Annotated in this window: 7 protein-coding genes; 4 read left to right on the top strand and 3 right to left on the bottom strand. The window is 72.7% G+C overall.

Annotation, left to right across the window (positions count from 1 at the left end):
- Positions 1–13 precede the first annotated feature (13 nt).
- Complete coding sequence (locus VK611_27795; GenBank protein HMG45167.1) at positions 14–556, top strand: hypothetical protein; 543 nt, start codon at positions 14–16, stop codon at positions 554–556.
- A 96-nt stretch (positions 557–652) separates the two neighbouring features.
- On the opposite strand, the gene VK611_27790 is transcribed toward VK611_27795, so the two are convergent.
- The 3 genes from VK611_27790 to VK611_27780 all read right to left on the bottom strand — a co-directional run bounded on the left by VK611_27790 (position 653) and on the right by VK611_27780 (position 6321).
- The gene (locus VK611_27790) at positions 653–949 is read right to left on the bottom strand and encodes a WXG100 family type VII secretion target (GenBank protein ID HMG45166.1); all 297 of its coding nucleotides are present in this window, start codon (positions 947–949) and stop codon (positions 653–655) included.
- Positions 950–1030: 81 nt separating this feature from the next.
- Positions 1031–5515 (bottom strand): FtsK/SpoIIIE domain-containing protein, encoded by a 4485-nt coding sequence (locus VK611_27785; GenBank protein HMG45165.1) that lies wholly within the window; start codon positions 5513–5515, stop codon positions 1031–1033.
- Between the two features lie 71 nt (positions 5516–5586).
- Positions 5587–6321: a GntR family transcriptional regulator gene (locus VK611_27780; GenBank protein ID HMG45164.1), complete on the bottom strand. Its 735-nt coding sequence runs from the start codon at positions 6319–6321 to the stop codon at positions 5587–5589.
- A gap of 46 nt (positions 6322–6367) precedes the next feature.
- On the opposite strand from VK611_27780, the gene VK611_27775 reads away from it, so the two are divergent.
- The 3 genes from VK611_27775 to VK611_27765 all read left to right on the top strand — a co-directional run bounded on the left by VK611_27775 (position 6368) and on the right by VK611_27765 (position 11621).
- The gene (locus tag VK611_27775) at positions 6368–8662 is read left to right on the top strand and encodes an aconitate hydratase (protein ID HMG45163.1); all 2295 of its coding nucleotides are present in this window, start codon (positions 6368–6370) and stop codon (positions 8660–8662) included.
- A gap of 65 nt (positions 8663–8727) precedes the next feature.
- Positions 8728–10383: a diguanylate cyclase gene (locus VK611_27770; GenBank protein HMG45162.1), complete on the top strand. Its 1656-nt coding sequence runs from the start codon at positions 8728–8730 to the stop codon at positions 10381–10383.
- 5 nt (positions 10384–10388) lie between these two features.
- Entirely contained in the window at positions 10389–11621 is a 1233-nt protein-coding gene (locus VK611_27765; protein ID HMG45161.1) for a hypothetical protein, read from the top strand.
- Positions 11622–11659 lie beyond the last annotated feature (38 nt).

Genomic DNA, 11659 nt, shown 5'->3' with positions numbered 1-11659 from the left:
GGTGGACCGACCGATGACCGACACGCTCACCGCCCGCTGCCCCGAGGTCGTGTACCTGCTGAGCGCCTACGTCCTGGGCGACACGACGCTCGCCGCCGAGCTCGACGACTACACCAAGGTCGAGGGCCTCGAGCGGGGTGCCGACGCCCTCGGAGAGCTGCAGGCGCTCCTGGCCGACCCCACGGTCGCCGACGCCGACCTCGACGCCTTCGCCATGGCCCACTCGTCGAGGTACCTCGGCACGGGCCGCGCCACGTTGCAGTGGGTGGCCGACGAGCTGCAGCCGTCGCTGGAGCGGCTGGCCGCGGAACCGGACCCGGCCGAGCCGTCCGACGACGTGGCCGACCAGCTGGCCGGCTGGATCGAGGGCCAGGGCATGATCCGGCCCGCCGACCTCCAGAACTGGGAATGGGCCGACGCCGGCGACGGCCGGTGGGTGGTCACCCCGCCGGGCACCGGTGGTGTGATCTTCGTGGTCACCCCCACCGCCATCCGGGCGATCCGGCCGGCGTACGAGTCGGTGCCCGAAGCCCTCCGCGAGCTGGGCATCCAGTAGGCGCAGGCCCGGCGTCCCGGCCCCACCAGGCCCGGGCGCGACAGAAGGCCGGGGCGCGTGCTGCGCTCCCGGCCTTCGTGGACGTCGAGAGTGGCTTCAGGCGCCGCCGGAGGCGACGCGGCGGGCCATGGTGGCGTCCATCTCCTGGAAGCCGTCCTTCATGCTCACCAGCAGGTTCGAGCAGCCCCGGAGGTTGTCCTCCACGCCCTTGAACGAGCGCCGGGCGTTCCCGAACATGTCCTTGTAGGCGTCGCCGGCCGCGCCCTGCCAGTCGGTGCCCTGCAGGGCGGTCAGCTCCCGGTCGAAGTAGCTGGCCATCTCGTCCACCATCGAGTTGATGTTGTTGGCACGGGTCTGCAGCTCGGTGGGAGTCAGCTTCAGCAGGTCGCTCACGAGTCTTTCCTCCGTCAGTCGTTCCTCGTCCTACACGAGGAGATGTACATCACGAGCCCCCGGAGCGCGAGGGCGGCCCCCTCAGGTGAGGCCCACCTGCACCAGCGACCAGCTCCGGTTGGCCACGAAGATGCCCCGCCCCGGAGGGAAGTCCTGGCCGGGCCGGAGGGCCGGGCGCACGTCGAGCACGGTCTCGACGTCGGCGCGGGTGTCGGGCTGCAGGAACACGGCGCTGCGGTTGCGCCGCAGGGTGGACAGCCAGCCGCTGTAGGCCTTGGACATGGTCGACGGCTCGCACGCCACGATCAGCCGCACGCACTCGCGCTTGGCCAGCTGCTCGAGCGGGCGCTCGACGTCGAAGTCGTCGATCTCCTCGGCCCCGTCGATGAACAGGACGGCCCGGGCGTCGACGCCCTCGTCGTCGGCGACGGCCTCCCACAGCGCCTCGGCCACCCGGGCGTGGGCGGCCCGGGAGAAGGCGGCATCGTCCCACAGGTCGAGCGACTGCAGCGGGCTCGAGGCGGAACCGATGGCCACCAGCCGCAGGGCCTCGCCAGACGACGCCCGCAACCCGGCCGCTGCCGTGGCCAGCGTCGACGACCGGCCCGACATGGGCGGCCCGAGCACCACGAAGTTCTGGCGCCGCAGGTCGATCTGGAGGGTGGCGAGCGTGAGGTCGACCGCGCCCAGCGGGGCCGTGAGCTCGGCGCCCACGGGGGCATCGTCGAGCATCAGGCGCTCGGGCAGCTTGGGCAACGCCGGGGCCCGGGCGGCGCTCGCGGCCGCCAGCTTCTCGGCCTGCTTCAGGAGGGCGTCGACCTGGGCGGCGCCGGCCGGGTCGTCGCCCGGGCACGCCACCTGCACCTCGGTGGCGCCGCCGCCCAGCCACGAGGCGAACCCGCGGCCGAGGGGGAGGTCGGCGTCCTTCGCCACGGTGGTGGGCACGTTGAGCGACGTCATCTCGTCGACCGACGACATGCGCAGCACCAGCCGGGCGGCGATGGCCGACTGCAGCGCCGGACCGATGCCCATGCGCCGGTCGTGGGTGATGACGCAGTGGATGCCGACCTGCCGGCCGGCGGTGACGATCTGCTGGAAGATCGTCTGCCACTGGTAGCGGTCGGACTTGTCGAAGGTCTCGTGGAAGTTGCCGTAGCTGTCGAGCAGCACCACGATCCGCGGCACGTGGATCTCGCCGGAGCGCTGCCGGAGAGCGCCGAGGCTCTCCGAGCGATGCTGGGCGAGCAGCCGGCGGCGGATGTCGATCTCCTGCTCCAGCAGCGTGAGGAGCCGGGTGACGCCCTCCTCGTCGTCGCCCTGCAGCACGGCGGCGCACTGGGGTAGCTCGCTGAGCGGGTCGAGCGACCGGCTGGCGTAGTCGAGGGCGTAGACCACGACGTCGTCGGCGTCGCCCTGGGCGGTCATGCCGAGGGCCACGGTCCGGAGCAGGGTGGTCTTGCCGCTGCCGCCCGTGCCGTAGACCAGCAGTCCGCCGGACGCCTCGAGGTCGACGATGGCGGGCCGTTGGGCCTGGTTCTCCGGGTCGTCGTAGCGGCCGAGGACGGCGTAGCGGCCGGGGTCGCGGATGACGTCGAGCGGCGGGATCTCGGCGAGCACGTCGTCGACCGGGATGACCTCCGGCAGCGGCTCGACCCAGGGCCGGCGCACCGGCGGCAGGCCCAGCTGCCGGGCGGCGTCGGCGCTGGCACCCACCAGCACGTCGAGGTGGCTCTCGGGCTCGGCGACCACCAGCGACAGGGGGGCGACCTCCACGGCCGCGACCCCGTCGGGGTCGAACGCCCCGGGTGCGGCCTCGCCCGCCACCGACACCTCGGGCGCCATGTCGGGGTGCAGCACGAACGGGTGGACGTTGACGGCCTGCATCTCCTCGCCGCGGGACGCCACGAACGGCGCCCCCGACCAGGCGGTCTGGAACGGCACCAGCGTCTGGGGCCCGGTGCGGGCGAACGCCCGGCCCCGCAGCGGCACCGGGATGTCGGCCGCCTCGCGGGAGTTGATGATGTTGTCGGAGTCGGTGGGGTCGAGCATGCGCAGCGCGATGCGCAGGTTGGTGTTGGCCAGGATGTTGTCGTTGACGACGCCGGTCGGCCGCTGGGTGGCCAGCACCAGGTGGATGCCGAGGCTGCGACCCCGCTGGGCGATGTCGACGATGCCGGCCACGAAGTCCGGGATCTCCTTGACCAGCGCCGCGAACTCGTCGACGACGATCACCAGGCTGGGCGGGGCGTCCTCGGGGGCCACCTCCAGCATCTCGGTGAGGTCCTTGGCCCGGCCCTCCATGAGCAGCATGCGGCGCTTCAGCTCGGCCCGCAGCGACGTGAGCGCCCGCAGCGCCAGCCGCCCGGACAGGTTGGTGACGTAGCCGACCGTGTGGGGCAGGTCGCGGAACTCGGCGCTGCTGGCGCCGCCCTTGTAGTCGACGAACAGGAAGTTGAGCTTCTGCGGCGAGTAGTTGGCGGCCAGCGCCAGCACCAGGGTCTGCAGCAGCTCGCTCTTGCCGGCGCCGGACGTGCCGCCGATCAGGCTGTGAGGGCCCTGCTCCACCAGGTCGAGGGTGAACGGGCCCTCCACCGACTGGCCGATGGCGAACTCCAGTCCGTAGGGCCGGGCGACGTTCCAGCGGGCGGCGATCTGGTCGCCGTCGGGGTGGTCGAGGCCCAGCACGTCGAGCAGCGGCACCATCCGGGGGATGGCGGTGGTGGCGCTGCCGGCGCTGGCGTCGCGCAGCGGGGCCAGGGAGCGGGCGACGGTACGGGCCACGGCCGGGCCGGCGCCGTCGAGCTCGACGGGCTGCTCGGCGACCGTCGGGTCGGTGGAGCGCAGCACGCCGGTAAGGCCGACGCCGGCGCAGTGCAGCACCGCCCGGCACTGGCGGGGCACCTGCAGCTCGCTGCGGCCGAGCCACAGCATGTGGATCCCGAGGCCGGGGGCGACGTCGAGCAGCTGGGACAGGAGCGACCGGTCGGGCTCGGCGGCCTCGTCCATCACCACCAGCAGCCGGGGCCAGACCAGGGCGGTGTCGGCGTTGGAGAAGCCCTTCATGCGCTCGCCGCGCAGGCCGGCCACGGCCAACAGGTTGACCAGGAGCCGCCGGGTCTCGGCCGGGCCGACCACCACGTGGGCGCCGTCGAGCGGCGACGTGGCCGACCGCACGTGGGGCAGCCACTTGACCCAGTCGAAGCCGCTGGTGCTGCCGGCGCCGATGGCGGCCGCGACCACCAGGTCCTCGGGGCTGTGCAGGCAGGAGGCCTGCGCCACGAGCGCCCGCCCGGTGGCGGCCACCTGCGCCGGGTCGCCGCTCAGGCCGACGGTGCCGACCTCGACGACGTTGACGGTGACCGGCACGTCGAGCACGGCGCCGTGGTGGGCGAGCATGGCGTGGCCGGCGGCCTGCAGCTCCTCGTCGCCCTGGGGCCGGATGCGCTGGGAGATGTGCGAGGGCCGGTCACCCAGGCCGAGGCGCACGTCGAGGAGGTCGCCGGCGATGCGGTCGCGCTCCCACAGGCGCGGCATGTGGAAGGCGGCCTGGTGGCCGAGGTCGGCGAGGTCGGGGGCGGCGAGCAGCCGGATGCGGCGCTCGTGGTCGAGCGCCCGGTCGATCTCGGCCGAGCGGGACTCGACCTTGTCGAAGTACGCGGCCCGGTCGCGCAGGAACTTCTTCTTGCCGCCGCGCTTGTCGGTGAAGTGCTTCACGACGAGCAGCAGCGGTGTGGCCAGCATGAGGGCCAGGAACCACGGGTTGTTCATCATGAACGCGAAGCCGAGGCCGCTCATGGCGGGCAGCAGAGCCTGCATGATCGACAGGCCCTTGCGGTCGGGCGTGGTGGGCGGCGGGGGCAGCTCGTCGAACTCGCGGGCGGGGATCATCGCCCGCCGGTACGGCACCCGGTTGAACGGCACCTGGCCCAGACGGTCGCGCCGGCGGGTCTCGTCGGGCGAGAGCCGCCGGGGGATGAGCATGGTGGCCCCGGCCTGGATCTCCTCGCCGGGCATGACGAACGTGGGCTCGTCGAGCGTGGCGCCGCCCACCCGGGTGCCGGTGATCGCCTCGGGGGTGGGCGCCACCCGCAGCTCGCCCTGGGCCGTGACCTCCAGCGTGAACTGGAACCGGGCCAGCGTGGGATCGGCGATCACGATGTTGCAGCCCACCCCGCCGCCGACGGTGAGGCGCCCGGGCGCCAGGCGTACGGACCTCCCGGCCTGGGGGCCGGCGACCAGGTCGAGGGCCAGGGCCAGGTCGGGGGGCGGCGGCTCGAGCGGCCGGGGCGTGGTGAGGAGCACGGTGTCGCCGCTGACCAGGCCGGAGTCCACGATGCGGGCCGCGGGGTCGAGCGGCCGGTCGCCAGGACGGGCCGGCGAGCTGGCGGAGCCCCGGACGACCACCACCCGGTCCTCGGGCAGCGGCGCAGGGCTGTGCCGGTTGGCGTACGAGGCCAGAGCGTGGGTGAGCGCCTCGACGGTGTCGTCGGGGTCGATGTCGACGACGACGTCGGTCGAGGTCACCGCGCCGCCGTGCCAGCACCTCAGCTCCAGCAACAGGTCCATCCAACCCCTTGATGTCCGACGCGCCTCACCGTTGCGCGATCAGCCTCTCACGGCTGGGCGCGGCGTCCCGGTCAGTTCTCCACGAGGCGCAGGCCCGACGGGCCCATCGAGGGGTCGAAGCGGGGCAGCTCCACCACCAGCTCGGTGCGGTGGCCCGGGAACACGTGCTCCGACAGCAGCACCGCCCGCTCCTCGGTGTCCCAGGTCACCCGCTCGCAGCGCAGCACCGGCGACCCCACGGGCACCGCCAGCAGCTCGGCATCGGCGGCATCCGCGGCCGACGCCCCGATGGTCTGGGTGGCCCGCCCGATCTGCACGTCGAGCAGCTCGTAGAACGGCTCCCGCTCCACGTCGGCCCGTGACAGCGTCGACCCCAGGTCCTCCGGGCACCACACGGTGACCCGGGCGAAGGGCTGCCCGTCGGCCAGGTTGACCCGCCGCACCTGCAGGACCGTCGGCGAGTGCAGCACCTGCCGGGCCCGGGGCGGCGCCTTCACGAACCCGAAGTCGACCACCCGGCGCTCCGAGGCGACGCCCAGCGACTCCAGCTGGTCCTCGATGGTGCCCAGCCAGCCCAGCGCCTGGCGCACGGGGTCGGCGGCGACGAACCACCCGAACCCCTGCCGCGAGTCGATCAGGCCCTCGTCGCGCAGCAGCTCCAGCGCCTTGCGGACCGTCACCCGGCTGACGCCGTAGCCTCCCGACAGCTCGCTCTCGCTGGGCAGTAGACCGCCCGCGGCGAGCTCACCGCTCTCCACCTGACGGCGCAACTCGTCGGCGATGGTCCGATAGCGCAGCTCTCGCACTTGTCATAGACTTGTCTACATCAGTCGTCGAACGCAAGGGACCCCGATGGTCGTCACCGCCTCCACTCCCGTCGCGCTGGCCGAGCAGGTCTACGCCCGTCTGCCTCAGCGGGCCGCCCTCGGTCGTGAGCGCCTCGGCCGCCCGCTGACCTTCGCCGAGAAGATCCTCGTCAACCACCTGCGCAGCCCGCACGACCAGGAGCTCGAGCGCGGCCGAAGCTACGCCGACCTCGACCCCGACCGCGTCGCCATGCAGGACGCCACCGCCCAGATGGCCCTGCTCCAGTTCATGACCGCCGGGCTCCCCCAGGTCGCCGTGCCCTCCACCGTGCACTGCGACCACCTCGTCCAGGCCCGGGTCGGCGCCCAGCAGGACCTCGCCTTCGCCCTCGACGTCAACTCCGAGGTGTACGACTTCCTGCGCACGGTCTCCGCCCGCTACGGCATCGGGTTCTGGAAGCCGGGCTCGGGCATCATCCACCAGGTGGTGCTGGAGCAGTACGCGTTCCCCGGCGGGATGATCATCGGCACCGACAGCCACACCCCCAACGCCGGCGGCCTCGGCACGATCGCCATCGGCGTGGGCGGCGCCGACGCGGTCGACGTGATGACCGGCTTCCCGTTCAACGTCCGCTACCCCAAGCTCATCGGCATCCACCTCACCGGCGCGCTGTCCGGCTGGACGTCGCCGAAGGACGTGATCCTGCGGGTGGCCGAGCTGCTCACCGTGAAGGGCGGCACCGGCGCGATCGTCGAGTACTTCGGCCCCGGCGCCGACACCATCTCGACCACCGGCAAGGCCACCATCTGCAACATGGGCGCGGAGATCGGTGCCACCACGTCGCTGTTCGGCTTCGACCAGGCGGGCCTCGCCTACCTGGAGGCCACCGGCCGGGCCGACATCGCCGAGGCCGCCCGGGCCGTGCTCGACGACCTGCAGCCCGATCCCGAGGTCCACGACGACCCCAGCCGGTTCTTCGACGAGGTGGTCGAGATCGACCTGTCCATCCTCGAGCCCATGGTGAACGGTCCCCACTCCCCCGATCGCGGCCACCGCATCGGCGAGCTCGGCGACCACGCCCGCCAGGAGGGCTGGCCGCTGGAGGTGTCGTCGGCCCTGGTCGGCTCGTGCACCAACTCGTCGTACGAGGACATCACCCGGGCCGCGTCGATCGCCCGCCAGGCCGCCGCCAACGGCCTCAAGGCCAAGACCCAGCTGCTGGTCACCCCCGGCTCCGAGCAGGTGCGGGCCACCATCGAGCGCGACGGCCTGCTGGGCGACCTCGAGGCCATCGGCGCCACCGTGCTCGCCAACGCCTGCGGCCCGTGCATCGGCCAGTGGGACCGCAAGGACCTCGACCTCTCCAAGCCGAACACCATCGTCAACTCCTACAACCGCAACTTCCCCAAGCGGAACGACGGGAGCGCCAACACGCTGGCGTTCGTCACCTCGCCCGACCTGGTGGTCGCCCTGGCGCTGGCCGGAACGCTCGACTTCGACCCCCGCACCGACACCCTCACCAACGACGCCGGCAACACCGTCAAGCTCGACGCGCCCCGCGGCGAGAAGCTGCCCCACGAGGGCTTCGACCCGGGAGAGTCCGGCTTCCTGGCCCCGCCGGCCGACAGCGCCGGCATCGCCGTGACCGTGGCACCGACCAGCGACCGACTGCAGCTCCTCGAGCCCTTCGACCCCTGGGACGGCAAGGACCTCACGGAGCTGCCGGTGCTGATGAAGGCCGCCGGGAAGTGCACGACCGACCACATCTCGGCCGCCGGCCCCTGGCTCAAGTACCGCGGCCACCTGGAGAACATCTCCGGCAACCTGTTCCTCGGCGTGATCAACGCCTTCACCGGTCCCGACGACACGGCCTACGAGGCCGGCCACGGCAAGGACCCGCTCGACGGCCAGGTGAAGACGTTCCCCGAGATCGCCAAGCACCTGCACGCCGAGGGCGTCGCCTGGTGCGCGGTCGGCGACGAGAACTACGGCGAGGGCAGCTCCCGCGAGCACGCCGCCATGGAACCCCGCTACCGCGGTGCCAAGGTGATCTTCGCCCGCAGCTTCGCCCGCATCCACGAGACCAACCTGAAGAAGCAGGGCGTGCTGGCGCTCACCTTCGCCGATCCGGCGTCGTACGACCTGATCGGCGAGGACTCCCGCATCAGCGTCGTCGACCTGCACGAACTAGCCCCCGACCGGCCGGTACGGTGCGTCATCCATGGGTCGGACGGGGGGACCGTCGAGCTCGCGGCCACCCACACCATGAACGACGAGCAGATCGAGTGGTTCCGGGCGGGCAGCGCCCTGAACATCATCCGTAGGAAGCACACCAGCTGACAGACGATCGCCCCGCGCCCGCGCCTCGAGGCCAGCTCCTCGGCTTCGACCACGTCCAGCTGGCCATGCCGGCCGGCGAGGAGGCGGTGCGCGCCGCCGAGCGCTTCTACCAGGGGGTGCTCGGCATGCGGCGGGTGCCGAAGCCGCCGCGGGCCGACCCGAGCGGCTGCTGGTTCGAGGGGCCGTGCGTGGCGGTGCACCTGGGTGTCGAGGAGCCGTTCGCGCCGGCCCGCAAGGCCCACCCGGCCCTGCTGGTCGACGAGGTCGACGTCGTGGCCGGCCGCGTCGAGGGTGCCGGCGGCGAGGTCCGCTGGAGCGAGCAGGTCCCCGACGTGCGCCGCTTCCACACCGACGACCCCTTCGGCAACCGCCTGGAGATCGTCCAGATCCGCGAGCGGCCCACCCCGGCGATGTTCGAGGTGGTCGCCGAGCACTCGATCTACCCGATCGTGATGCTCGACTACGACGGCGTGGTCCGCTGGGTGGGCGCCTCCATCGAGCGCTTCTTCGGCTACGGCCCCGAGGAGATCGTCGGCCAGCACTTCGCGGTCATGATCTCGCCGGCCTCGCTGCCGGCCGCCTACGAGGCGTTCGCCAGCGTCCACGACGCCTTCGAGATCGACCCGTGGGGCGGGGTGGGCGTGCAGGTGGGCATCCTCCACGCCGAGGGCCACGAGGTGAGCTGCGAGCTGGCGGCGCTGACCACCCGGCGCACGGGCCTGCCCTGGTACGTGGTGGTGATCCGCCAGGCGGGCTACGAGCGGGCGCTCGACCAGGCCGTCGAGGCCATGGCGGCGGGCGGCTCGCTGGGCCACGTGCTGTCGCTGATCGTGGCGGCGGTGCAGAACATGGTCCCCCGCACCGGCATCGCGGTGTGCGACCGCTGGAACGGCGACCGCTTCGAGGTCGCCGCCGGAACGGCCATCAACCTGCTGGTGACGCAGCCGGGCTCGCCGTGGGCCCGGGCGCTGGCGTCGGGCCAGGACGTGTCGGTCGACACCCTCGACGACCTGCCCGGCCCCCTTGCCGCACTGGCCCGGGCCGAGGGCTACGAGGCCTGCTGGGTCCACCCCGTGTCGCTGGTCGACGGCGACCGTCCGGTGGCGGCGATCGTCGTGTGGCGCCGCCACCCCGGCGCCCCCACCCGCTTCAACTCGAACACCCTGCGCAAAGCCGGCCAGCTGCTGCGCCTCACCCTGCAGTGGGACCGCAGCCACCGCATGCTCGAGTTCGCCGCCACCCACGACCCGCTGACCGGCCTCGCCAACCGCCAGGCGCTGCGCGACCGGCTCAGCGCCGTCGCCAAGAGCGGCGAGGGCCAGGCCGCGGTGCTCTACCTCGACCTCGACCGGTTCAAGCCGGTCAACGACCACCTGGGCCACCAGACCGGCGACAAGGCGCTGGCGATCGTGGCCGAGCGCCTGGTCGCGGCGTTGCGGCCCGGCGACCTGGTGGCCCGCATGGGCGGCGACGAGTTCGCCGTGCTGTGCGAGCGGCTCACGTCGCCCGACGACGTCGAGCGGGTGGCGGACCGGCTGCTCGACGTGATCCGCCAGCCGATCGACCAGGCGGCCCGGGAGGACATCCTGCTCGACGTGAGCATCGGCGTGGCCGACGTCCACCCCGGCGACATGGTCGACTCGATCCTCGCCCGTGCCGACGAAGCCATGCGCGCCGCCAAGCACCACGGGCGCGGCCGCTGGGTTCGTCATAACCTCTGACCCTCATGGCGACGGTCGAAGCGGTGAGGGCGACGGGCACGAAGAGCGCGTCTCCATGGTGGGACCGGCGCCTGCGGGACCGGCACCTGGCGGTGATCGTCGCCCTGGTGGCGATGCCGCTGGTGTGGATGGGCTACGGCACCGACATCGACGTGGTCAACGTGCTGCGGTCGGCGGCGGGCATCCGGGAGGGCGACTACTTCCCGTCGCGCACCCCCGGGGTCCCGGTGTTCGAGGGGCTCACCGCCCTGTTCGACCCGGTCGGCGGGCACTTCCTGTTGAACCTGCTGACGGCGGGAGCGGCGGGAGCCGCCGTGGTCGGCATCGCCCGCCTGGTGCGCATGTGGCACCACGACAACGGCGACCTCGTCGCCCTGGCCGTGTTCGCCTCGCCGATGACGATCATCGCCGCCACCTCGCTGGCCGACTTCGTGTGGGCGCTGGTGTTCTTCGTGTGGGGCGCGATCGCCCACCTCGAGGGCCGCAGTCCCCAGGCAGGCGTCCTGTTCGCCCTGTCGATCGGCTGCCGGCTGTCGTCGGGCTTCCTGCTGGTGGCGTTCCTGGTGGCCGACGGGTGGGACCCCGCCCACCGGCGCCGCTCGATCCGGACCGGGCTGCTGGCGGCGCCGCTGGGGGCCCTGCTCTTCGTGCCCTCGTGGCTGGCCTACGACCGCACCTTCGCGTTCCTGGAGAACCAGGAGGGCTACCGGTCGTTCACCAACAACCTGGGCCGCTTCCTCTACAAGAACTACGCCGGCAGCGGGCTGGTGCTGATCGCCACGCTGCTGCTGGCCCTGCCGGCGTTGTGGGCGTCGCTGCCCCGGTGGCGCACCGACCCGATGCTGCGCTTCGCCGTGCTCGGCTTCGCGGGCAGCGAGGCGCTCTACTTCGTGATGCCGTGGAAGCTGGCCCACCTGCTCCCCGCGCTGATCTGCCTGTTCCTGTGGATCGGCGCCAGTGCCCGCAACACCCGGGTCTACCTGTGGGTGCTGATCGCCGCGGTGGCGGTCAACGGCGTCGTGTCGCTACGGCTGCTGGCGCCCGACGCGAGCGACGAGGCCACGTCGGGGTCGTGGTCGCCGGCGGTCGGGTGGGGCCTGCTGCTCAACGACGTCCGCTGCCGACTCGACTTCATGGACGAGACCCCCGCCCGCTACGAGAAGGCCGCCTGGGCCTGCACCCTCGAACCCCTCCGCGGCCCCACCACCGACCCCGAGTCGCTGGACCCCGGCGCCTAGACCCAGACCCAGACCCGAAATCTCGACAGGAACGGTCG

The sequence above is a fragment of the Acidimicrobiales bacterium genome (genome assembly GCA_035316325.1).
Lineage (GTDB): Bacteria > Actinomycetota > Acidimicrobiia > Acidimicrobiales > VFJN01 > DASXTK01.
This window is presented reverse-complemented; position numbering and strand designations above follow the sequence as displayed.